Raw genomic sequence first — 20,416 nt, 5'->3', positions numbered from 1 at the left:
TTTTACAGACAACGCTTGAGCTTTGGAGTCCTCCGGAATTGATCATCGGAACCGATTTTTCCACTCTCGCATCAGCGTGAACGCCGCCAGTCGATCCGGAACCGTTTCGTGAAGCTCGGCCTCGAGCGTCGCGCGAATCGCGTCGCTGTCGGCCCGCATGAACGGGTTAACGGCACGCTCGTGCGCGATCGTAGTGGGCAGCGTCGGCACGCCGCGCGCGCGCAGCGCCTGCGCGTCGTCGCGCCACGCGGCGAGCGCCGCATTGCCGGGCTCGCACGCGAGCGCGAAGCGGATGTTCGACAGCGTGTATTCGTGTGCGCAATGCACGCGCGTGTCGCCCGGCAGCGCCGCGAGCGCGTCGAGCGATGCAAGCATCTGCGCGGGCGTGCCTTCGAACAGGCGGCCGCAGCCGCACGAGAACAGCGTGTCGCCACAGAACACGTGCGGCGCGGCGGCGCCCTGCCCGGCCGCCTGGAAATAGGCGATGTGGCCGCGCGTATGACCCGGCACGTCGAGCACGTCGAACGCGATGGCCGGCGCGTCGAGCGTCACCCGATCGCCGCCCGCGAGCGGCCGCGTGACCACGCCGATCGACTCGGCCGCGGGGCCGTAAACGGCCAGCGGAACATCGTCCGGTTGGCTATTGCGCAGCGCCTCGACACCGCCGACGTGGTCGGCGTGATGGTGCGTGAGTAAAATAGCGGTCAACCGCCAGCCTCGTTCGGCAAGAACCCGGCGTATGGGCGCGGCTTCACCCGGATCGACGGCGATCGCATCGCGGCCGTCCGAGACGAGCCAGATATAGTTGTCTTCGAATGCCGGCACCGGCACGTATTCCAGCTCGTTCATGGGCGCGCAATCATCGTTATGTCTGACCGACAAATTATAGACTGGCCCGCCTGGACCGACTCGCCTCCCGGCCGCTATGTGCTGGGCTGGGAGCAGGCGCAGCTCGACCGGATCGTGTCCGACGTCTTCGGGTTCCACGCGCTGCAGCTCGGCCTGCCGCAGCTCGACGCACTGCGCGAGAACCGCATGCCGTACCGCGGCCTCGTGCTCGATCCGGCCAGCGGCGCGAGCGCGCCGTACCAGTACCCGTGGGCGCGCGAAGCGCACTCGCCGGAGCACGCGCCCGCCGATCGCAGCACGACCTGGTGCGACCTGCTCGACCTGCCGTTCGAGTCGCAGAGCGTCGACCTGATCGTGATGCCGCACACGCTGGAATTCACGTCCGACCCGCACCGCCTGCTGCGCGAGGCCGAACGCGTGCTGATGCCGGAAGGCCAGCTCGTGATCACCGGCTTCAATTCGCTCAGCCTGTGGGGCATGCGGCAATCGTTCGGGCGCATGGCGAACCGCCCGTTCGTGCCGGCCACGCGCGACCAGATCGCGTTCATCCGGCTCAAGGACTGGATCAAGCTGCTCGGCTTCGACCTCGAACGCGGCCGCTTCGGCTGCTACCGCCCGCCGCTCGTCACCGACAAGTGGCTGGCCCGCTACGGCTTCATGGAAGCCGCGGGCGACCGCTGGTGGCCGATCTTCGGCGCCGTCTACATGGTGACGGCCGTCAAGCGCGTGCGCGGCATGCGCCTCGTCGGCCAGATCAAGATGAAGAAGCCCGTGCTTGCGCCGGGCCTGACGCCGGCGGCCTCCCCGACTACCCATCAAGAACATTCATGACAACCGATACCATCGACATCTATACCGACGGCGCCTGCAAGGGCAATCCCGGCCCGGGCGGCTGGGGCGCGCTGATGCGCTACGGCGACCGCGAGAAGGAGCTGTTCGGCGGCGAGCCCAACACGACCAACAACCGGATGGAGCTGATGGGCGTGATCTCGGCGCTCGAGGCACTGAAGCGGCCGTGCCAGGTGATCGTGCATACCGACTCGCAATACGTGCAGAAAGGCATCAGCGAGTGGATCCACGGCTGGAAGAAAAAAGGCTGGGTCACCGCGGCGAAGACGCCGGTGAAGAACGCCGACCTGTGGAAGCGGCTCGACGCGCTGGTCGCGCAGCACGAGGTCGAGTGGCGCTGGGTCAAGGGCCACGCGGGCCATCCCGAAAACGAGCGCGCGGACGCGCTCGCGAATCGCGGCGTCGAATCGCTGACGGCCTGAACACCGGCCGTTTCCCTGTTTCCTTCGTTTTTCCCGACATGCGCCAGATCATTCTCGATACCGAAACCACCGGCCTGAACGCCCGCACGGGCGACCGCCTCATCGAAATCGGCTGCGTCGAGCTGCTGAACCGGCGGCTCACCGGCAACAACCTGCACTTCTACGTGAACCCCGAGCGCGACAGCGATCCGGGCGCACTGGCGGTGCACGGCCTCACGACCGAATTCCTCAGCGACAAGCCGAAATTCGCGGAAGTCGCCAACCAGATCCGCGACTTCGTGAAGGACGCGGAGCTGATCATCCACAACGCGCCGTTCGACCTGGGCTTCCTCGACGCCGAATTCGCGCGGCTCGACCTGCCGTCGTTCACCGAACATTGCGGCGGCGTGATCGACACGCTCGTGCAGGCCAAGCAGATGTTCCCGGGCAAGCGCAACTCGCTCGACGCGCTGTGCGATCGTTTCGGCATCAGCAACGCGCACCGTACGCTGCACGGCGCACTGCTCGACTCGGAGTTGCTGGCAGAGGTGTATCTCGCGATGACGCGCGGCCAGGACAGCCTCGTGATCGACATGCTCGACGACGCAGGCGCCGACGGCGGCACGGCGAACGGCCAGCGCGTGTCGCTCGCCGCGCTCGACCTGCCCGTGGTCGCCGCGAGCGACGACGAACTCGCCGCGCACCAGGCGCAGCTCGACGAGCTCGACAAGTCGGTCAAGGGCGCGTGCGTGTGGCGCAAGTCCGCGGACGCGGACGCCGCAGAAACGGCCTGACGCACGCGGCTCGCGCTGCGGCTGCGCTCACGCGCGCGGCTGCAGCGCGATGACCGCCATCCCGCCCAGCGCGAGCACCGCGCCGGCCACATCCCAGCGGGTCAGCGCCACACCGTCGACCACCCGCAGCCAGATCAGCGCAACCGCGATATAGACACCGCCGTACGCGGCATAGGTGCGCCCTGCCGCGCTCGGGTGCAGTGTCAGCAGCCACGCAAACAGCGCGAGCGACAGCGCGGCCGGTACCAGCAGCCAGACCGGCCGGCCGTCCTTCAGCACGAGCCAAGGCAGGTAGCAGCCGACGATTTCGGCCAGCGCGGTGGCGGCGAACAGCGCCGCGATCCTCATCAGTTCGGTCATCCGGTTCCTCGTGAATTCGGCCCCGTCACCGGGGGCTGCACGGCCCCGCCGCGCGCCGCCGATCATACCCGAGCAGGCCCCGCCGGATCCCCCGCCAGACGGGCGTCTCCCGGCAATTTGCGCGATCATCCGTCATCGTGCTATCATGTCACCTGTTTCAACATTCAATCTCTGTCTATTCGATTTCGCAAGAAGTCCGTCCGCGCGTTGCGGGCCGGCCCTTCGAGCGGAATTGCACCCACAGGAAAGCCCGCCCGACAGGCCCGCTTTTCTCGTTTCATGGCCCCTTCCGGGGCGCTTGCCGGAACGCCGGACCCTCGGTCCGCACCGGCATCTGCCGCCTGCATCACGCGGCCCATTCTTCATGAGCGCACTGTCGCGTCGGCCCGTCGGGCCCGCGTCGAAGCAGCCCCTTTCGGCCCTTTACCGCCTTTTACGCAGTAAGTGCTTAATGGTCTGCCCCGACGCGCCGCATGCGACACCGCGCTCGCCGGCAAACCGTGTCGGACGGCCCGCCCGTTCCGGCGCTGTCAAAGGAGTGCATGACCTTGACCGCAACACACGTCAGCCCGACCGCTGCTTCTTCCTCCGCTTCGTCGTCCGGCGAGGCCCCGCTCGCCGCGGACGACATTACCGTCGTCGACCAGAGCCTGCTCAAGCGCGCCGTCAGCGCGATGGCCATCGGCAACGCGATGGAATGGTTCGACTTCGGCGTCTACAGCTACATCGCCGTCACGCTCGGCAAGGTGTTCTTCCCGTCCAGCAGCCCGTCCGCGCAGCTGCTCGCGACCTTCGGCACGTTCGCGGCCGCGTTCCTCGTGCGCCCGCTCGGCGGCATGGTGTTCGGCCCGCTCGGCGACCGCATCGGCCGCCAGCGCGTGCTCGCCGCGACGATGATCATGATGGCCGTCGGCACCTTCGCGATCGGCCTGATCCCCAGCTACGCGTCGATCGGCATCATGGCGCCCGTGCTGCTGCTCGTCGCCCGCCTCGTGCAGGGCTTCTCGACCGGCGGCGAATACGGCGGCGCGGCCACCTTCATCGCCGAATTCTCGACCGACAAGCGCCGCGGCTTCATGGGCAGCTTCCTCGAGTTCGGCACGCTGATCGGTTATGTGATGGGTGCTGGCGTTGTCGCGCTGCTCACCGCGTCGCTGTCGCAGGAAGCGCTGCTGTCGTGGGGCTGGCGCGTGCCGTTCCTGATCGCCGGCCCGCTCGGCCTGATCGGTCTCTACATCCGGATGAAGCTCGAGGAAACGCCCGCGTTCAAGCGCCAGGCCGAAGAGCGCGAAGCGCAGGACAAGGCCGTGCCGAAGGCGCGCTTCCGCGAAACGCTGATGCGCAACTGGCGTGCGCTGCTGCTGTGCGTCGGCCTCGTGCTGATCTTCAACGTGACCGACTACATGGTGCTGTCGTACCTGCCGAGCTTCATGTCGTCGACGCTGCACTTCGACGAATCGCACAGCCTCGTGCTCGTGCTGATCGTGATGGTGCTGATGATGCCGATGACGCTCTACGCCGGCCGCCTGTCCGACAAGGTCGGCCGCAAGCCCGTGATGCTGGCCGGCTGCGTCGGGCTGCTCGCGCTGTCGATCCCGTCGATGATGCTGATCCATGCGGGCACCACGGCGTCGGTGTTCGGCGGCCTGCTGATCCTCGGCGTGCTGCTGTCGTGCTTCACCGGCGTGATGCCGTCGGCGCTGCCGGCGCTGTTCCCGACCGAGATCCGCTACGGCGCGCTCGCGATCGGCTTCAACGTGTCGGTGTCGCTGTTCGGCGGCACGACGCCGCTGGTGACCGCGTGGCTGGTCGACGTGACGCACAACCTGATGATGCCCGCGTACTACATGATGGGCGCCGCCGTGATCGGCATCGTTTCGGTCGTCGCGCTCGCCGAAACCGCGCGCCAGCCGCTCAAGGGCTCGCCGCCGGCCGTCGCATCGCGCCGCGAAGCGCACCAGCTCGTGCGCCAGCTGCGCGAGGACGACGACGCGCAGATCTATGGCGCGGTGACGACCGCACGCGCCTGAGCGTCGCCCATGAAAAAGCCCCGGCCGAAGCCGGGGCCCGATCGAACCCGATCCGCCCGACCGGCTTGCGCCGGCCGGGCTTTTTTTCATCCATTCAGCACGAACAATCTCACGCCTGCGCTTCGCAGTGGCGGCAGAAGATCAGCGCGCGCGAACGCGACACGGCCGCCTGCGCGCCGCGTGCCGCGACGATCAGCCCGACCTGGCCGAGATTGAAATCGCGCTCGACCATCAACTGCGTCAGCGCGGCAAGCGGCAACAGGACGGACGGGTGGTACAGGCTCGATTCGATCAAGGCTTTCATCATCGGCTCCATCAGGCAATGCGTGATTCGATGGAGTGGATTCTAGGGACCGGCCGCGTCCGGATAAACCGCACGAATGCGAAGTCACTTGTCAGCCACCGAGAACAATCGGTGGCGGCTTGCTGGACGGGGCTGAGCGGGCCGCAAGCAACGGCGCGGGGCGGCGATTCGCCCCGCCGGCAGGCCTAGGCGAGCGGCGTTTCGACGAAAGCCGGCAGCGCTTCCGCACGTGCCGAGTGCGCGGCGAGCGCCGGATAGCGGGCCGGATCGATCCGCGCGAGCGCCGGGTAATCGGCCGCCATGAACTGCGTGAAGCGCCAGGCCACCGCGACCGTCACGTCGGACTGCAGCAGGCGCGCGCCGCCGAACCAGCCGTTCGCGGCCGCGACGAGCGGCTCCAGCTCGCCGTACGCGCCCTCGAGCTGGCTCAGCACGCGCTCGAGCCACGGTGCGTACTGCTTGTCGGCCGGGCGCAGCGCCTGCTCGTAGACGACCTGCACGGTCTTCTCGGCCGCCGCCAGCGCGAATCCGATCGGCACGAGCGCACGCAGCCGCGCATCGGCGGCGGCGGGCAGCAGGCGCCGCTCGGGCGCCACCAAGTGATCGAGATAGTCGACGATCAGCGACGAATCGATCAGCGTCGCGCCATCGCCGGTCACGAGCGTCGGCGCCTTGACGACCGGGGTGACCGCCCTGAACTGCTCGAAATGACGGAACACCGAGATCGACTCGTGTTCGAACGGCAGGTCGAGCAGCTTCGCCGAAATGGCGACACGGCGCACGAACGGGGAATCCAGCATGCCGATCAGCTTCATCGCAAACGCTCCGCTTCAGGGAATGGGACCGACGACTGTAGCAGCGTCGCGCGGCATCGCCTAGCGCACTCGTGCGCTCGCGCGCTTGATGCGCGTCGGCCGACCGCACACCGGGCTCACGCTGCGCGGCCACAGTGACCATAATGCAGATTCACGCCCCTTCCGCCCCAAGGTTCGCCATGTGGTATGCCCTCGTCGAGCAGCAACGGGAATGGATGCGTGCCTGGCGCGCGGCGACGCGGCACGCGTTCGACGCGTGGCCGTCGGCAACGCTGCCGCACGCCGCGTCGTCGTGCTACGACGACCTGTTCGAGCCGCTGCTCGGGCCGCCGGGCGAGCCGGCGCGCTTCGACATCGGGCGAGCCGCCGCCGCCGAGCGGGTCGTCGCGCGCACGCCGTTCTGCGACCTGCGGCGCTTCACGCGCGCCGATGCGCGACGCACGGTGCTGCTGTGCGCGCCGCTCGCCGGGCACGCGGCCGTGATGATGCGGGAAACCGTCGAGACGCTGCTCGCCGACGGCGACGTCTGCGTGACCGACTGGCGCAATGCACGCGACGTGCCGCTCTCGTCGGGCCGTTTCGGGCTCGACGACTATGTCGCGACGCTCGACGGCTTCGTCGACGGGCTCGCGCTCGACGATCGGCCGCTGCACGTCGTCGCCGTGTGCCAGGCGACCGTGCCCGCGCTCGGCGCGCTCGCGCTGCGCGCCGCCCGCGGCCTCGCGCCGCCCGCGAGCGTCACGCTGATCGGCGGCCCGCTGGACGCGCGCCTGAATCCGAGCGCGCTCGGCACCGCCGCGGCCGACCATTCGCTCGACTGGTGCCGCCGCCACCTGATCGACATCGTGCCACCCGGCTTCGCGGGGCATGGCCGCCACGTGTTCCCGACCTATCTCCAGCAGGGCGAGATCGCGCTCATGTACCCGCAGCACTTCCTGTCGCTGATCGAGGCCTACGCGCTGGCCGCGTCGCGCTTCGACATGGCCGGGCTCGCCGGTGCACGGCGCGCGCTGCGCGAATACACGGCGCTGCTGGACATGCCGGCCGAATATTTCCTCGACACGGTCGACATCGTGTTCCAGCGCATGAGCCTCGCGAACGGCACCTGGGACGTGGGCGGCCGGCGCGTCGAGCCGGCCGCGCTGCGCGGCATCGCGCTGCTGACCGTCGAAGGCGCATGCGACGGGGTCACGGGCGCCGGCCAGACGCATGCGGCGCTCGACATGTGCAGTGGCCTCGCAGCCGACGAGCGCTACCGCGTCGACATCGACGATTGCGATCACTACGGGCTGTTTACGGGGCCACTCTGGCGCGGCAAGGTCCATCCGGCGCTGCAGCGCGTGTTCGCGCTGGACTAGGGCCTGTTCCCGCAGACGTGACGCCCCGTCACGGACGGGCCGCGTCGAGCAACGTGCGCACTTCGTCGTCGCTCGTCTGCTCGAAGCGCGCATAGAATTGGCTGATCCCGAAGAACGGCAGCGGCTGCAACACGGTGACGAATGCGTCGGCCAGGTCGTCGAATGCATGCCGGACGCCCGCCGGCGCGACCGGCGCCGCCGCCACGATGCGCGCGGGGTGACGCTCGCGCAGCGCCTGCAGCGCGACGCGCATCGACGCGCCGGTCGCGATGCCGTCGTCGACGACGATCGCGATGCGCCCGTCGACCGGTAGCGGCGGCGCATCGCCGCGATACAGCGCTTCGCGGCGATGCAGCTCGACCGTCTCGCGCGCGATCACGTCGGCGAGCTGCGCGTCGGTCACGCCCATCGAACGGATCACCGAACGCTGCAGATGAATCGCGCCGCCGGTTGCGATCGCGCCCATCGCCAGCTCGGGATCGTACGGCACGCCGAGCTTGCGCACGACCAGCACGTCGAGCGGCGCGCCCAGCGCGCAGGCAACCGGATACGCGACGGGCACGCCGCCGCGCGGCAGCGCGAGCACGACGACATTGCCACGCCCGGCGTAGTCGCGCAACGCACCGGCCAGCTGGCGGCCGGCATCGGCGCGATCGGCAAAACACTCGGTCACGATCGGCTCCCTGCCGTTGCGCCGGATGCGCGCAACCCGCGCCGGCGCCTGCCAACGAGCATGGTTCATCGGCGGCGCCGATGCAAGCGGGGTCACACCGGCGTGAGCAACGCCGAACGAATGGATCAGAGGCCGCTGGCCTGCCGGTACAGCCGCCAGAACGACTGCGCATAGGATTGCGCAAGCTCGGGCGCGCGCTGGAACACGTTCACTGTCTCCGCATGCGCGGCCGCGCCGTCGGACAGCGTCGTCAGCGCGACGCTGTCGTCGACGATCACGAAGCGCGGCGCGGGATCGCCGTGCCGGGAATCGATCGCCACGTCGACGCCGGCGGATTTCAGATAACCGGCTCCGCTGTACTTGCCCGCGCTCGCCGAGCGCACCAGCACGACCCGTACCTCGATCCCGCGCGAGCGCGCCGCCCGCAGTGCGCTCGCGACCGCGGGCGGCACGTGCGTATAACCAGCCAGCAGCACGCGGCGCTGCGCCTGTTCGATCAGGTCGACGGTCGCGTCGGCCGCCGCGTTGTCATACGAAAAGTACGTGCCGACCGATGCGGCGTCGGACGGAATCTGGCTGGCGTGGGCGCTCGCCGCGCAGCAAAGCGCGACGAGAAGGAAGGCGGCTGGTCTCATGGCGGGCGCCATTGTAGCGACGCCAATCGGCGTGGCAAGCGCCGGCTGCGGCGCTGCTGCGCCGGCGCAACACACTGTGGGAAATGCGCGCCCGGCGACGGTCGTTCCGGCCGTCGATCAGCCTGCCGCGACGCGCGAAAGCCAGCTCGTCACACCGTCGACGGAACGAAAATCCGCGAGGCTGCGCGCCGGCAGCGCCGGATACGCGCCACCGGCCATCTCGGCCAGCGCGCGCCCGGGACCGAGTTCGAGAAACGCGGTCGCCCCGGCCTCCACGCAGGCGGCAAGACACGCCGCCCACTCGACCGGCTCCGCGATCTGCCGCGCGAGCTTGTCGAGGCCCGCGTCAGCGTCGAGCACCGACGCGCCGTCGATGCCTGAAAACAGCCGCGTGCCAGGCAGCGGCCGGCGCACGCCCGTCGCGGCGAGCGACGCACGAAACACCGGGACCGCCGCTGCGAGCAGGCGCGTGTGCGACGCGATCTGCACGCAGACGGGCGCGACGCGCAACGCGCCGTCGCGCGCCGCATCGTCGGCCACCGCATCGACGTCGGCCTGCCGCCCCGCGACCACGAACGCGTCGCCGGGGTTTGCGATCGCGATCGCCGCGTCGCGGCCGTCGCACAACCGCGCAAGCTGCGCGCGCGTCAGGCCGCGCACGAACGCCATCCGCTCGTCGCCGCTGCTCGCGGCATCCATCGCGCGCGCGCGTGCATCGGCCAGGTCGAGCGCGTCGAGCGGATCGATCATCCCCGCGACGCTCCACGATACGACCTCGCCGACGCTGTAGCCCGCGACGCAGCGCCGGCGCGGCCACACTGCGTCGAGCAGCGCGGTGGCCGCGAGCGCCTGGACCGTGCAGAGGATCTGCGCGGCGCGGTTTTCGTGCAACGCGTCCGGTCCGGCCTGCCGGACCCATACGCGCGGATCGTCGCCGAGAAGCCGGCCAGCATGCGCGAACAACGCGTCGGCCTGCGGCGCCGTACCGGTCAGGTCGAACATGTCGGCGCGCTGCGCGCCTTGCCCCGAACAGAGGATGGCCAGCGTCATCACGCCTCCCCGTCGGCTTCGAGCGCATCGACGAACACGCTCATCGCAAGCAGGTCGGCCGCGCCGCCCGGGCTCAGCCGGCGCGCAACGAACGCACGATGCGCGGCGGCCGCACGCAGTCGCCAGTCGCGCGCACGCACGCCGCCGCGGGCGACGAACGCGCGTGCGGTCGCCCGCGCGAAATCGAGGCCGGCCTGCCCGCCACGGTGCAGCACGTTCGTGTCGTCGAGCGCGGCGATCAGCGCGAAGCACGCATCGACGCGTGCGGCTTCCGGGTCGTCCGGCAGGTCGCGCTGTGCGCGGCGCAACGCGGGCAGCCCGACCGCATACACGGTCGTGAAGCCATCGGCCGCCTCGCGGCGTGCCCCGCCAACGCCGTAGCGGCGTGTCGCGCGCTCGCCGTGACTGTCCGGCAAACGCGGACCGCCGAGGATATCGGCGCCCCAGCGGCGGGAAACCAACGCGCCCAGCGTCATCCCGCTTGCGGTGGCATCGAGCATCGCGCGCCGGCCAGCGGCCGCGCACAGCAGCCCGAGCCCGAAGATCGCGCCACGATGCGTATTGACGCCGCCGGTCGCGGCGAGCATCGCGTGCTCGGCACGCAGGCCGATCTTGCGCAGCACGGCCATGTCCACGTCGTGTGCGCCGGCGTCGGCCAACTCCGCGAAGTACGGCCGCAGCACGGCGGCGCTGTGCGCGAACGTCGCGGCATCCATGTCCGAATGACTGCCGGTGTCAACGTGACTGACGAGCCCCGGCTTCGGATAGGTCTCGATCTCGAGCACGAGGCTGCGCTCGGCCAGCCCGGCGATGCACTCGGCGTCGGACGGCGCCGGCACGCGGCAGGCAGCCCATGCGCTCATCGCGCGCCTCCGGTGAAGGCGTCGGCCGGCATCAGCTCGACAGCGATCGCGGTCTTGGCCGCGACCTCAGGCAACCGCGCATGCAGTTCGCGCCAGTTGACGCCCGCGCCGTCGGCGCGCAGCAATTCGCCGTCGATGCGCATCGGCGCGCGCGCGTCGATCTCCGCGAGGCCGTCGAGCAACGGCGCAAGCGACGCGGCATCCGGCAGCGGAAACACGATGTCGAGATCGGACGACGGGCCGAGGTACGGCTCGCCCGTCAGCACTTGCCACGCGAGGCTGCCGAACACGCGACCCTGGACGCCGCAGCGCGCGCCGAGCGCATCGAGTTCGCGCAACGATGCGTGCCATGCGTCGGGCGCGGCCGCGAGCACGTCGCCCAACGTCGGCAGCGGGCCAACCGTCGCGAGCGCGTCGGCAGCGACGTTCAGCGCAATGCGCCGTTTGCCCGTCGAAGGCGGCAGCGGCAGGCCGAGCGGCACGCGGCCGGCATCGGCCTCGTCGGGCGACGCGCGGCGCACGATGAGCGGCCAACCGTGCGCGGCCCACGCGCGCACGAGCGGATCGGCCGCGAGCGCGGGGTCCCGCGCGCATGCCGCGCCCCACCCCGCCGCCGTCAGCGTGACGAGCGTGTGGCGGCGCAGCGGCAGCTCAGCGTGCGTCACGCGCGAGTGCCTCGACGCGGCCCGCGACGTCGGCCGCGACCGGCCGGCCGCGCGCCGCGCGCCGGTCGATGCGATCGAGCGGCTTGACGAGCCATTCGCCGACCTGCGCGTCGAGCGCGCGGGCCGGATCGAGTACGGCATCGACGGCGCCCATCTTCACGAGGTTGTCGAGCCCCGGCGCGAACACCGGCGTCGACTGCGACATCTCCTTCAGCACGTCGATCGACAGCTTGGTCACGCGCGACATCGACGGCAGGTCCATCACTTCCGGCTCGGCGCCCGGCAGCGCGAGCAGCGTGCGCGTCGCGAGCGCGGTCGCGATGAACGCGCCGGCGGCCGTGTGGCCGTACAGTACGCCGATCGTCCGGTGCCCGGCGAGATCCGCGTGCATCAGGCATTTCGCGAGATGCGACAGCCCTTCGTTCAGGCCGAGCAGTTCGTCGCGCTTGCTCATCCGCTGGCTGTCGCTGTCGACGAGCACGACGATCGGCGTAGCGCCGCCGCGCGCGATCGTGTCGAGCACGCGCGACGCCAACACCAGCGCCTCGTCGATGCCGAACGGCAACCGGTCGGCGACGCCGATCACGTCCACGCGCGTGCCGGCCAGTTCCGCGTGGCCGGTCAGCAGGCCGCCGGTGCGCGCGATCGAATGGCCGTTGGGAAACAGCGAGTTCAGTACTTCATCGAGCGTCATGCGGGCTCTCCTGCAATTGATCCGCGAGCGTCGCGAACGTGTCGTCCGGCATGCCCGGAATCGCTTCCGGCGTGCTCGCACCGAGCGTGCGCCACACGTCGAGCGCATCCTTGCACGCGCCGAACCGTTCGACGCGCGCTTCGAGGCGTGCCTGTTCCGCACGCAGCATCGCCGCATCGAAGGTCGGCGCGCAGCCGATCAAGTCGAGCGCCGCCGCGCGGAACGCGTCCGGCGTATCGGCCACGTAACGATCCGCGCCGCCGATCAGCCGGCGGTGCTTGCCGCCCATCGTGCGCCAGATCAGCGCACGGTCCTTCGCATCGAATTCCTCGACCCCGCGATTGGTCTCGATCACCTCGGGGCCCGACACGCTGATGCGCCCCTGCTCCGACACCGCGAGCGCCGAACAGCACGCGGCGAGCAACCCGCCGCCGCCATAACAACCCGCGCGCCCGCCGATCAGCCCGATCACCGGCACGCCGGCCGCACGCGCGTCGACGAGCGCGCGCATGATCTCGGCAATCGCGAGCTCGCCCGCGTTCGCTTCCTGCAACCTCACACCGCCCGTATCGAACAGGATCAGCACCGGCTTGCCGAGCTCGCGCGCGGCGCGCAGGAGCCCGGTGAGCTTCGCGCCGTGCACTTCGCCGAACGCGCCGCCCATGAAGCGGCCTTCCTGCGCGGCGACGAACACCGGCTTGCCGTCGAGCCGGCCGTGGCCGACCACCATCCCGTCGTCGAACTGCTGCGGCAGGTCGAACAGCGGCAAGTGCGGGCTCGTCACGCGCTCGGCCGGCCCGAGGAATTCGCTGAAGCTGCCCGCATCGAGCAGCCCGTCGATGCGCTGCCGCGCCGACGCTTCGTACCAGCTCGCGCCATTCGCGACGAACGCGGGAGCGTCGTGGATCACGTCGGTCGTCATGCGTCCCCCTCGATCGCGCGCACGGCTTGCGCGAGCCGCAGCGACACCATGTCGGGCCGCGCGCCGCCGTCGTTGATCGACAGCTTCAGGCCGCCCGGCGTGCGCCGCTCGACGAAATCCGACACCACGGCCTGCCACACCGCGCCGAAGCCGACGGCCGCGGTGCGGATGTCGATCTCGCATTCGTTGCCCGGCAACACGCGCTCGACGAGCACTTCGAGATTGCCGGATGCGACCACGCCGACGAGCGCCGCGGCCAGTTCGCCCTTCGCGCGCTCGCGCGCGGTGAAGCGATAGTTCAACTGTTCCATGCCCTCTTCCTCACCAGTTGCGGAACCGGGCCGGCGGCGCATAAAGCCCGCCCGACCAGTGCACGAGATCCTTGATCGAACGCGCGGCGAGCCAGCGGCGGTCGGCGTCGAGCGGATCGATGCCGAGATCCTCCGGGCGGCGGATCACGCCGCGCTCGCGCAGCCGCTCGACCATCTTCCGGTCGCGGCCGCGTCCGATGTCCGTATAACCGGCGACGCCGCGGATCGCATGCTCGCGCTCGTCCTTGTCGCGGCACATCAGCAGGTTCGCGATCCCTTCCTCGGTGACGATGTGCGTGACGTCGTCGCCGTAGACCATGATCGGCGCGAGGTCGAGCTGCAGCTTGTCGGCGAGCTTCAGCGCGTCGAGCTTCTCGACGAACATCGGCACGTTCTTGTCGCCGAAGGTCTCGCCGATCTGCACGACGAGCTTGCGGCCGCGCCTGAGCGGCGCCGGCGTGTCGGGGTCGGCTTCCGCGCCGGCCTTCAGCCACGGCTCGCTCGGATGGCGCCGGCCACGCGCGTCGCTGCCCATGTTCGGCGCGCCGCCGAAGCCGGCGATCCGCTCGGCCGTGACCGTCGACGAATGGCCCGACAGGTCGATCTGCAGCGTCGAGCCGATGAACATGTCGCACGCGTAGAGGCCAGCCGTCTGGCAGAACGCGCGGTTCGAGCGCAGCGACCCGTCGGGGCCCGTGAACCAGACGTCGGAACGCGCGCGGATGTATTCGTCCATCCCGACTTCGGAGCCGAAGCAATGGACCTGCTCGACCCACCCCGACTCGATCGCGGGAATCAGCGTCGGGTGCGGATTGAGCGCCCAGTGCGTGCAGACCTTGCCCTTCAGCCCGAGCTTCTCGCCGTAGGTCGGCAGCAGCAGCTCGATCGCGGCCGTGTTGAAGCCGATCCCGTGGTTCAGACGCTTGATGCCGTACGGCTCGTAGATGCCCTTGATCGCGAGCATCGCGGTGAGGATCTGCGTTTCGGTGATCGCGGCCGGATCGCGCGTGAACAGCGGCTCGACGTAGAACGGCCGGCCGGCCTCGACGACGAAATGCACGCGGTCGCCGGGGATGTCGACGCGCGGCACCTTGTCGACGATGCGGTCGACCTGCGCGATCACGATGCCGTCCTTGAACGCGGTGGCCTCGACGACGGTCGGCGTGTCCTCGGTGTTCGGGCCGGTGTACAGGTTGCCGTCGCGATCGGCGCTGACCGCGGCGATCAGCGCGACGTGCGGCGTGAGATCGATGAAGTAGCGCGCGAACAGCTCGAGATAGGTGTGCACCGCGCCGAGCGCGATCTTGCCGCCGAACAGCAGCTTCGCGATCCGCTGCGACTGCGGGCCCGAATAGGCGAAATCGAGACGTTTCGCGATGCCGCGCTCGAACACGTCGAGATGCTCGGGCAGCACGACGCCCGACTGCACCATGTGCAGGTCGTGGACCTTCGTGCTGTCGACGTCGGCGAGCGCCGTCGCGAGCAGGTCGGCCTGCTTCTGGTTGTCGCCTTCGAGGCAGACGCGGTCGCCGGGCCGCAGCACCGCTTCGAGCAACGCCACGGTGTCGCGCGCATCGACCCGCTTGCCCTGCGCGTAAGCCGCGCCGGCCGCGAGGCGTGCATCGCGCGCCTGCCGCGCGTGATTCCATCCCGTCATGAACAGTTCTCCGCTTCGATGGTTCAGCGGCATTCTAAGCCTGGCGCCGCCGCCGATTGATGATGTTGACGAATGCGACTCAGAGGACGCCGCGATGGATGCGGCCCGCACGCGATTCGCCTCGCGCGGGCCGCGTCGCGAGGGCCTACGCGCCGACCAGCGCGCGCGTCGTGAAGAACAGCACCGACGGGCCGAGCAGGCAGCCGACGCCCGTATGGAACGTCGCGACCAGCGCGCCGTACGGGACGAGCCGGCGGTCGGTCGCGGCGAGCCCCGCGCTCACGCCGCTGACGGTGCCCGCGAGGCCGCCGAAGATCATCGCGGAACGCGGCGTCTTCAGGCCCATGAAATTCGCCGCGACCGGCGTGCCGACCATCACGATGATCGCCTTCACCAGCCCCGTCGCGATGCTGAGCGCGATCACGTCGGAACTCGCCCCGATCGCCGCGCCCGTGACGGGCCCGACGATGTAGGTGACGGCGCCCGCGCCGATCGTCGTCATGCTGACCGCGTCGGTATAACCGAACGCGCGCGCGATGCACGCGCCGACGATGAACGGCAGCACGGTGCCGAGCAGCAGCGATACGACGCCGACGAGCCCGGCCTTGCGCGCTTCGGTCGGTTGCACTTCGAACGCGGTCGCGACGATCGCGAAATCGCGCAGCATCGCACCGCCCATCAGGCCGACGCCCGCGAACAGCGGCACGTCGGCGATCCCCTTCTCGCCGCCGGTGAACGCCCCGCCGACATACGCGAGCGCGAGACCGATCACGATCGCGATCGCGGAGCCGTGCACGCGGCCGAACGTGAGCTTGCGCGACGCAATCGACGACAGCCACATGATCAGGCCGACCAATGCGAACGACGCGACGAGCCCGTTATGGGCGACGACTTTTTCGAGCATCTGCAGCATGGCGGCCTCCGTTACTGTTCTTCGAATTGCGGCACGCCCGCGAAGGCCGTGTCGTCGCGCCCGGTGCGCACGAGTACCGCGATGCAGCATGCGCAGATCGCGACCGCGCCGACGGCGGCCAGCAGCGCGACGGGGCCGCCCTTCAGCGCGGCGACGACGTTCTGGTTCGCGGCCATCGCGACGACGACCGGGATGTACATCGCACCCCAGAAACCGACGCCGGCCTCGGTTTCCTTCGGCAGCCAGCCGCGCCGGTGCAGCCACAGCCGCAGGCAGATCAGCAGCAGCATCGCGATGCCGACGCCGCCGACGTTGGTCTTCACGCCGATCGCGGTGCCCAGCAGGTCGCCGAGGAACAGTCCGGCCAGGTGGCAGAACGCCAGCAGCGCGGTTCCGTAGATGATCATGAGTCGTCTCCAGTCTCTTCGTGACGGGCGCCTGACGCGTGCGGGAGGCAGGCCCGCACGTCGATCCCGTGCGCGGACTGTCTCCTGCGGCGGTGCGCCGCGGCCCGGCGGCCCGTCGTGCGGGCGCGTTCTCGGGCGGTCGATGGGATGATGCGGTTTCGGGCCGGACGCCGGATGCCGTAGACTGACCGATACAGCCCCGGGGCACGACGCGGGTTGCGCGTCCGGTTCGTCCCGTTGCGCGGGCCGCACCGGGGCGTGATCCGATACTAGCCCCGCAATATCCGGCCATTTATGAAGTTGTCGAAACCGATTCAGTGGATTTAGCAATGCGTCCGTTACCGCCCGAGCTGCTGCGCAGCTTCGTCGCCGTCGCCCAGTCCGGCAGTTTCACCGCCGCGTCCGAACGCGTGAACCTGTCGCAGTCGACCGTCAGCCAGCACATCCGCCGGCTCGAGGAGCTGCTCGACCGGCCGCTGTTCGAGCGCGACACACGCAACGTGCACCTGTCGCAGCACGGCGACGCGCTGTTCCGCTACGCGGTGCGCATTCTCGAACTGATGGACGAAGCCGTCACGTCGGTGTGCGGGCCGCCGCTGTCGGGCAAGGTGCGGCTCGCGATGTCGGAGGATTTCGCGTCGGCGCACCTGACGGCCGCGCTCGCGAGCTTCGTGCAGCGCAATCCGGATGTCGAGCTCGCGATCTCGACCGGGCTGTCGGGCGACCTGTTCGACGCGCTCGACGAGGGGCGGCACGATCTCGTGTTCGCGAAGCGCATCGCGGGCAGCCGGCGCGGCCGCGTGATCCGCAGCGAGCCGCTGTACTGGTGCACGGGCCCCGATTCGCGGATCACCGGCCACGAGACCGTGCTGCCGCTCGCGATGCATCCGGAACCGAGCGTGTCGCGCCGCCGCGTGCTCGAATCGCTCGAGGCCATCGGACGGCCGTACCGGATCGCGGTCGTGAGCAGCAGCGTCGCGGTACTGCGCGCGGCCGCGAGCGCGGGGCTCGGCGTCAGCGCGTTCGCCGGCTACGTGATTCCGGCCGGCCTCGCACGGCTCGACGCGGGGCTGCCCGAACTCGGCGAACTCGAATATGTGATCGACCGGCCGGCGGCCGCGTCGCGCTCGACGCTCGCGCTCGAAGCCACGCTGATCACGGCGGCGGCGGAGTTGTAACCGCACCGGGCGCGGCGCGCGCAGTTGCGGGCGCCGCGCCCGCAACTGGCAGCTTTGCCCGGAACGCGTCATCGTCCGCGCAGCACCCGCTCGCGACAATGGGGCCCATCGGAACGCACGGCATGTTGCCGCGCGCATCCGGTGTCCCGTCCCCTTGATCGGAGCGCACCATGAACGTCTTGCGATTCGCCGTCGCGACCGCCGCAGCCGCCCTGCTGTCCCCCGCCTTTGCCCAGACCGACGCCGCGGCGCCCGAGCAGGGCCTGACGCGCGCGGAAGTCATCGCCCAGTTGAAGCAGGCCTATCTCGACGGCGAACTGCCGACGAACGACGGCAACTATCCGCCGAGCGCCGCGACACGCGCGCGCAACCGCGAACTCGTGCAGGCCGCGAGCCCCGCATGGCTCGCGCAGACGCCGCAGGCCCCGCAAACGGCGGCACAGCAGTAACGGGTCGCGGCCCCGCCGACACACGGCGCAGCATCGCGATCAGGGCAGAAAGCTGCGGCGCCGCGCGTCGATCAGCTCGACGAGCAGCCGGTCGCGCTCGGCCGCCAGTTCCTGCATCGAATGCTCGCCCTGGATCGCGCGCAGTTCGTCGTTCAGCTTGCGATCGACGTCCGGATCGAACGAAGGCGTGCCGAGGTCGTCCCACCAGCTCGTGATCGGCCCCGACAGGTGTTCGAGAAAGTGCGCGATCCCGCCCGCGCCGCCGCCGAGGTGATAGGTCAGGCACTGCCCCATCAGCCCCCAGCGCAGGCCGGGGCCCCACGCGACCGCCTTGTCCGCATCGGCCACGCTCACGACACCTTCGCCGACGAGGTGATACACCTCACGGAACAACGCGGCCGCGAGCCGGTTCGCGACGTGGCCGGTCATCTCCTTGTTGAGGACGATCGTCTGCTTGCCGAGCGCGTCGTAGAAGTCCTTCACGCGCGCGATCACGTCCTTGCCGGTCGCGTCGCCGCCGACCAGCTCGACGAGCGGAATCAGGTGCGGCGGATTGAACGGATGCGCGATCAGGCAGCGTTCCGGATGCTTCGCGCACGCGCTCTGGATGTCGGACATCTTCAGGCCCGACGAGCTCGATGCGATCGGCACGTGCGCGGGCAGCACGTCGTCCATCTGCCGGTACAGCGCACGCTTCAGGTCGAGCCGTTCGGGGCCGCTCTCCTGCACGAAATCGACGCCGTCGAGCGCGCGCACGAGATCGGCGTCGAACGTCAGCCGCGCGGCAAGCTCGCCGGCGCGCTCGCCGAGAAACGCGGCAAGCGCCTCGTGCAATCGCGCGTCGGCTTGCGGCGCCGGATCGGTCGCGACGACGTCGAAGCCCTTCGTCAGGTAGAAAGCCGCCCAGCTCGCGCCGATCACGCCGGCGCCGACGATCGCGATGCGTTGAATGTCCATGGTTGTCCCGTGTCGTTGGTCTGCGGATAGTGCGCGGCGATTGTCGCATCGAATCGCGCGAGCACGCGTTGACGCAAGTTGCAATTTCCCTCTTGAAATGCGCGGCAGTGGCCACTAATTACCCGTTGCCGGGCAGTGCTCCATGCAACGCACTGCCCCCGTTTCGACCCAGTGGAGCACCCCGTCGCGCCCGCCGCAGGCGTCGCGTCGTCACGTCTCCCGCGTTTCCTGTTCCGGAGGACCAACATGAGCGGTATTCATTTCGGCAACGACCTGTTCGACGAATTCGCCCGCGTGCAGCGGCAGGTGGCGAACCTGTTCGGCGAGCGCCCGTCCGGCATCCGCGCGGTGCGGCCGGGTTCATTTCCCGCGCTCGACGTCGGCGCCACCGACGACGCGATCGAGATCGTCGCGTTCGCGCCCGGCATGGCCGCGACCGACTTCGACGTGTCGATCGACAAGGACCTGCTGACGATCAGCGGCGAGCGCAAGCCCGCGCCGCGCAGCGAAGGCGACGATGTGCGTACGTATGCGCAGGAGCGCTTTCACGGCACGTTCCGACGCGTCGTCGAGCTGCCGCGGGACGCGAATCCCGATCAAGTCAGCGCCCGCTACGAAAACGGCTGCCTGCTGATTCGCGTGGGCCGCCGCGAGGCATCGAAGCCGCGTGCCATTACTGTTCAGTAATATTCAGGATACCGACATGAACACGAACCCGACCCTGGCCGAGCGCCACACGAGCACCGTCCACCCTGCCGCCGCCGAAGCCGCGCGCCGGCCCGCGATCACGCCTGCCGTCGACATCGTCGAGAACCAGCTCGGCGTGACGCTGCGGGCCGACCTGCCCGGCGTGCCGCGCGAGAACCTCGACGTGAAGGTGCACGACAACACGCTGACGATCGAAGCCGACACGCGTATCGATACGTCCGCCGACCTGCGCGTGCGGCACGCCGAAGTCCGCGCGCTGCGCTACGTGCGCACGTTCGTGCTGAGCCCCGACCTCGACACGTCGCGGATCGACGCGAACCTGCGCGACGGCGTGCTGACGCTGACGATTCCGCGCCGCGAGGAAACGCGCCCGCGACGCATCGACGTGACGGCCGGCAACGCGTAAGCGTCGTCGCACGTCGTCACGCGTCACGCGACGCGCATGAAAAAGCCCCGCATCGTGAACTGCACCCCAAAAGTTGGATTTTGATCCGACCTTTGGGGTGTTTTTCATGACGAAGTACAGCGATGAGCTTCGACGACAAATTGTCCAAGAGCATCTGGCCGAGGGGCT

The 20,416-nt window shown here is 69.7% G+C and carries 25 protein-coding genes; 9 read left to right on the top strand and 16 right to left on the bottom strand.

Features of this window, described 5'->3' with window-relative positions:
* Nucleotides 1-42: 42 nt before the first annotated feature.
* Nucleotides 43-849, bottom strand: a complete 807-nt coding sequence (gene gloB, locus ACTRWB_RS34795; RefSeq protein ID WP_446904531.1) for a hydroxyacylglutathione hydrolase — start codon at nt 847-849, stop codon at nt 43-45.
* 18 nt (nt 850-867) lie between these two features.
* On the opposite strand from gloB, the gene ACTRWB_RS34790 reads away from it, so the two are divergent.
* From ACTRWB_RS34790 to dnaQ, 3 genes are read left to right on the top strand one after another with little or no spacing between them, the layout of a single operon-like run.
* On the top strand, nt 868-1,680 hold the full coding sequence (locus tag ACTRWB_RS34790; RefSeq protein WP_048242438.1) for a class I SAM-dependent methyltransferase: 813 nt from the start codon (nt 868-870) through the stop codon (nt 1,678-1,680).
* The gene (rnhA, locus tag ACTRWB_RS34785; RefSeq protein ID WP_048242439.1) at nt 1,677-2,120 is read left to right on the top strand and encodes a ribonuclease HI; all 444 of its coding nucleotides are present in this window, start codon (nt 1,677-1,679) and stop codon (nt 2,118-2,120) included. Before ACTRWB_RS34790 ends, rnhA begins: the two co-directional genes overlap by 4 nt.
* A gap of 38 nt (nt 2,121-2,158) precedes the next feature.
* Entirely contained in the window at nt 2,159-2,893 is a 735-nt protein-coding gene (gene dnaQ, locus ACTRWB_RS34780; RefSeq protein ID WP_446904530.1) for a DNA polymerase III subunit epsilon, read from the top strand.
* 27 nt (nt 2,894-2,920) lie between these two features.
* Here the strand turns inward: dnaQ and ACTRWB_RS34775 are convergent, their stop codons facing one another.
* Nucleotides 2,921-3,253, bottom strand: coding sequence for a YnfA family protein (locus ACTRWB_RS34775; protein WP_193098084.1), 333 nt, complete (start codon nt 3,251-3,253; stop codon nt 2,921-2,923).
* A gap of 542 nt (nt 3,254-3,795) precedes the next feature.
* Here ACTRWB_RS34775 and proP point away from each other — a divergent pair.
* The gene (proP, locus tag ACTRWB_RS34770) at nt 3,796-5,283 is read left to right on the top strand and encodes a glycine betaine/L-proline transporter ProP (protein ID WP_446904529.1); all 1,488 of its coding nucleotides are present in this window, start codon (nt 3,796-3,798) and stop codon (nt 5,281-5,283) included.
* A 109-nt stretch (nt 5,284-5,392) separates the two neighbouring features.
* On the opposite strand, the gene ACTRWB_RS34765 is transcribed toward proP, so the two are convergent.
* Nucleotides 5,393-5,599: a hypothetical protein gene (locus ACTRWB_RS34765; protein WP_129514212.1), complete on the bottom strand. Its 207-nt coding sequence runs from the start codon at nt 5,597-5,599 to the stop codon at nt 5,393-5,395.
* Nucleotides 5,600-5,772: 173 nt separating this feature from the next.
* On the bottom strand, nt 5,773-6,402 hold the full coding sequence (locus ACTRWB_RS34760) for a glutathione S-transferase (RefSeq protein ID WP_446904528.1): 630 nt from the start codon (nt 6,400-6,402) through the stop codon (nt 5,773-5,775).
* A gap of 179 nt (nt 6,403-6,581) precedes the next feature.
* Here ACTRWB_RS34760 and ACTRWB_RS34755 point away from each other — a divergent pair, with 179 nt between their 5' ends.
* Nucleotides 6,582-7,760 carry a polyhydroxyalkanoate depolymerase gene (locus ACTRWB_RS34755; protein ID WP_446904527.1) on the top strand — a complete coding sequence of 393 codons (1,179 nt, stop codon included), beginning with the start codon at nt 6,582-6,584 and terminating at the stop codon, nt 7,758-7,760.
* A 28-nt stretch (nt 7,761-7,788) separates the two neighbouring features.
* On the opposite strand, the gene ACTRWB_RS34750 is transcribed toward ACTRWB_RS34755, so the two are convergent.
* The 11 genes from ACTRWB_RS34750 to madL form a co-directional block, all read right to left on the bottom strand.
* Nucleotides 7,789-8,433, bottom strand: a complete 645-nt coding sequence (locus tag ACTRWB_RS34750) for a phosphoribosyltransferase (protein WP_446904602.1) — start codon at nt 8,431-8,433, stop codon at nt 7,789-7,791.
* Nucleotides 8,434-8,558: 125 nt separating this feature from the next.
* Entirely contained in the window at nt 8,559-9,080 is a 522-nt protein-coding gene (locus ACTRWB_RS34745; RefSeq protein WP_193098080.1) for a phospholipase D-like domain-containing protein, read from the bottom strand.
* Nucleotides 9,081-9,185: 105 nt separating this feature from the next.
* A complete protein-coding gene (locus ACTRWB_RS34740; RefSeq protein ID WP_446904526.1) occupies nt 9,186-10,118 on the bottom strand; it encodes an acyltransferase domain-containing protein in 933 nt (310 codons plus the stop codon).
* Nucleotides 10,118-10,981, bottom strand: a complete 864-nt coding sequence (mdcB, locus tag ACTRWB_RS34735; RefSeq protein ID WP_446904525.1) for a triphosphoribosyl-dephospho-CoA synthase MdcB — start codon at nt 10,979-10,981, stop codon at nt 10,118-10,120. Before mdcB ends, ACTRWB_RS34740 begins: the two co-directional genes overlap by 1 nt.
* Complete coding sequence (gene mdcG, locus ACTRWB_RS34730) at nt 10,978-11,646, bottom strand: malonate decarboxylase holo-[acyl-carrier-protein] synthase (RefSeq protein WP_446904524.1); 669 nt, start codon at nt 11,644-11,646, stop codon at nt 10,978-10,980. Before mdcG ends, mdcB begins: the two co-directional genes overlap by 4 nt.
* Complete coding sequence (mdcE, locus tag ACTRWB_RS34725; RefSeq protein WP_446904523.1) at nt 11,633-12,340, bottom strand: biotin-independent malonate decarboxylase subunit gamma; 708 nt, start codon at nt 12,338-12,340, stop codon at nt 11,633-11,635. The genes mdcG and mdcE overlap by 14 nt, the downstream gene beginning before the upstream one ends.
* Nucleotides 12,327-13,262, bottom strand: coding sequence for a biotin-independent malonate decarboxylase subunit beta (locus ACTRWB_RS34720; RefSeq protein ID WP_446904522.1), 936 nt, complete (start codon nt 13,260-13,262; stop codon nt 12,327-12,329). Before ACTRWB_RS34720 ends, mdcE begins: the two co-directional genes overlap by 14 nt.
* Complete coding sequence (gene mdcC / locus ACTRWB_RS34715) at nt 13,259-13,573, bottom strand: malonate decarboxylase acyl carrier protein (RefSeq protein ID WP_034183256.1); 315 nt, start codon at nt 13,571-13,573, stop codon at nt 13,259-13,261. The genes ACTRWB_RS34720 and mdcC overlap by 4 nt, the downstream gene beginning before the upstream one ends.
* A gap of 10 nt (nt 13,574-13,583) precedes the next feature.
* Nucleotides 13,584-15,230: a malonate decarboxylase subunit alpha gene (mdcA, locus tag ACTRWB_RS34710; protein ID WP_446904521.1), complete on the bottom strand. Its 1,647-nt coding sequence runs from the start codon at nt 15,228-15,230 to the stop codon at nt 13,584-13,586.
* Nucleotides 15,231-15,375: 145 nt separating this feature from the next.
* Nucleotides 15,376-16,143 carry a malonate transporter subunit MadM gene (madM, locus tag ACTRWB_RS34705; RefSeq protein ID WP_060062037.1) on the bottom strand — a complete coding sequence of 256 codons (768 nt, stop codon included), beginning with the start codon at nt 16,141-16,143 and terminating at the stop codon, nt 15,376-15,378.
* Between the two features lie 11 nt (nt 16,144-16,154).
* Entirely contained in the window at nt 16,155-16,550 is a 396-nt protein-coding gene (madL, locus tag ACTRWB_RS34700) for a malonate transporter subunit MadL (protein ID WP_048242453.1), read from the bottom strand.
* A 329-nt stretch (nt 16,551-16,879) separates the two neighbouring features.
* Between madL and ACTRWB_RS34695 the strand changes: the two genes are divergently transcribed.
* Both ACTRWB_RS34695 and ACTRWB_RS34690 read left to right on the top strand, forming a co-directional pair.
* Nucleotides 16,880-17,728, top strand: a complete 849-nt coding sequence (locus tag ACTRWB_RS34695; RefSeq protein WP_048242454.1) for a LysR substrate-binding domain-containing protein — start codon at nt 16,880-16,882, stop codon at nt 17,726-17,728.
* A gap of 170 nt (nt 17,729-17,898) precedes the next feature.
* Nucleotides 17,899-18,177, top strand: coding sequence for a DUF4148 domain-containing protein (locus ACTRWB_RS34690; protein WP_129514200.1), 279 nt, complete (start codon nt 17,899-17,901; stop codon nt 18,175-18,177).
* A gap of 39 nt (nt 18,178-18,216) precedes the next feature.
* On the opposite strand, the gene ACTRWB_RS34685 is transcribed toward ACTRWB_RS34690, so the two are convergent.
* Nucleotides 18,217-19,134 carry a 3-hydroxyacyl-CoA dehydrogenase NAD-binding domain-containing protein gene (locus ACTRWB_RS34685; protein ID WP_343491660.1) on the bottom strand — a complete coding sequence of 306 codons (918 nt, stop codon included), beginning with the start codon at nt 19,132-19,134 and terminating at the stop codon, nt 18,217-18,219.
* A 246-nt stretch (nt 19,135-19,380) separates the two neighbouring features.
* Here ACTRWB_RS34685 and ACTRWB_RS34680 point away from each other — a divergent pair, with 246 nt between their 5' ends.
* Both ACTRWB_RS34680 and ACTRWB_RS34675 read left to right on the top strand, forming a co-directional pair.
* A complete protein-coding gene (locus tag ACTRWB_RS34680) occupies nt 19,381-19,821 on the top strand; it encodes an Hsp20/alpha crystallin family protein (protein WP_446904520.1) in 441 nt (146 codons plus the stop codon).
* 16 nt (nt 19,822-19,837) lie between these two features.
* The gene (locus ACTRWB_RS34675; protein ID WP_412022121.1) at nt 19,838-20,248 is read left to right on the top strand and encodes an Hsp20/alpha crystallin family protein; all 411 of its coding nucleotides are present in this window, start codon (nt 19,838-19,840) and stop codon (nt 20,246-20,248) included.
* Nucleotides 20,249-20,416: the final 168 nt, after the last annotated feature.

This window comes from Burkholderia sp. YIM B11467 (genome assembly GCF_052952715.1).
The sequence above is the reverse complement of the archived record's forward strand: the minus strand, read 5'-3'. Positions and strand labels throughout refer to the sequence as shown.

What these genes read in the sequence shown, in the direction of transcription:
- mdcA (WP_446904521.1), bottom strand. Translation starts at nt 15,230, where the DNA reads ATGACGGGATGGAATCACGCGCGGCAGGCGCGCGATGCACGCCTCGCG.
- ACTRWB_RS34790 (WP_048242438.1), top strand. Translation starts at nt 868, where the DNA reads ATGTCTGACCGACAAATTATAGACTGGCCCGCCTGGACCGACTCGCCT.
- ACTRWB_RS34740 (WP_446904526.1), bottom strand. Translation starts at nt 10,118, where the DNA reads ATGACGCTGGCCATCCTCTGTTCGGGGCAAGGCGCGCAGCGCGCCGAC.
- madL (WP_048242453.1), bottom strand. Translation starts at nt 16,550, where the DNA reads ATGATCATCTACGGAACCGCGCTGCTGGCGTTCTGCCACCTGGCCGGA.
- ACTRWB_RS34760 (WP_446904528.1), bottom strand. Translation starts at nt 6,402, where the DNA reads ATGAAGCTGATCGGCATGCTGGATTCCCCGTTCGTGCGCCGTGTCGCC.
- ACTRWB_RS34745 (WP_193098080.1), bottom strand. Translation starts at nt 9,080, where the DNA reads ATGGCGCCCGCCATGAGACCAGCCGCCTTCCTTCTCGTCGCGCTTTGC.
- ACTRWB_RS34755 (WP_446904527.1), top strand. Translation starts at nt 6,582, where the DNA reads ATGTGGTATGCCCTCGTCGAGCAGCAACGGGAATGGATGCGTGCCTGG.
- mdcE (WP_446904523.1), bottom strand. Translation starts at nt 12,340, where the DNA reads ATGACGCTCGATGAAGTACTGAACTCGCTGTTTCCCAACGGCCATTCG.
- proP (WP_446904529.1), top strand. Translation starts at nt 3,796, where the DNA reads ATGACCTTGACCGCAACACACGTCAGCCCGACCGCTGCTTCTTCCTCC.
- ACTRWB_RS34675 (WP_412022121.1), top strand. Translation starts at nt 19,838, where the DNA reads ATGAACACGAACCCGACCCTGGCCGAGCGCCACACGAGCACCGTCCAC.
- ACTRWB_RS34690 (WP_129514200.1), top strand. Translation starts at nt 17,899, where the DNA reads ATGAACGTCTTGCGATTCGCCGTCGCGACCGCCGCAGCCGCCCTGCTG.
- ACTRWB_RS34720 (WP_446904522.1), bottom strand. Translation starts at nt 13,262, where the DNA reads ATGACGACCGACGTGATCCACGACGCTCCCGCGTTCGTCGCGAATGGC.
- ACTRWB_RS34685 (WP_343491660.1), bottom strand. Translation starts at nt 19,134, where the DNA reads ATGGACATTCAACGCATCGCGATCGTCGGCGCCGGCGTGATCGGCGCG.
- mdcC (WP_034183256.1), bottom strand. Translation starts at nt 13,573, where the DNA reads ATGGAACAGTTGAACTATCGCTTCACCGCGCGCGAGCGCGCGAAGGGC.
- dnaQ (WP_446904530.1), top strand. Translation starts at nt 2,159, where the DNA reads ATGCGCCAGATCATTCTCGATACCGAAACCACCGGCCTGAACGCCCGC.
- madM (WP_060062037.1), bottom strand. Translation starts at nt 16,143, where the DNA reads ATGCTGCAGATGCTCGAAAAAGTCGTCGCCCATAACGGGCTCGTCGCG.
- rnhA (WP_048242439.1), top strand. Translation starts at nt 1,677, where the DNA reads ATGACAACCGATACCATCGACATCTATACCGACGGCGCCTGCAAGGGC.
- ACTRWB_RS34775 (WP_193098084.1), bottom strand. Translation starts at nt 3,253, where the DNA reads ATGACCGAACTGATGAGGATCGCGGCGCTGTTCGCCGCCACCGCGCTG.
- mdcB (WP_446904525.1), bottom strand. Translation starts at nt 10,981, where the DNA reads ATGAGCGCATGGGCTGCCTGCCGCGTGCCGGCGCCGTCCGACGCCGAG.
- ACTRWB_RS34695 (WP_048242454.1), top strand. Translation starts at nt 16,880, where the DNA reads ATGCGTCCGTTACCGCCCGAGCTGCTGCGCAGCTTCGTCGCCGTCGCC.
- ACTRWB_RS34680 (WP_446904520.1), top strand. Translation starts at nt 19,381, where the DNA reads ATGAGCGGTATTCATTTCGGCAACGACCTGTTCGACGAATTCGCCCGC.
- gloB (WP_446904531.1), bottom strand. Translation starts at nt 849, where the DNA reads ATGAACGAGCTGGAATACGTGCCGGTGCCGGCATTCGAAGACAACTAT.
- ACTRWB_RS34765 (WP_129514212.1), bottom strand. Translation starts at nt 5,599, where the DNA reads ATGGAGCCGATGATGAAAGCCTTGATCGAATCGAGCCTGTACCACCCG.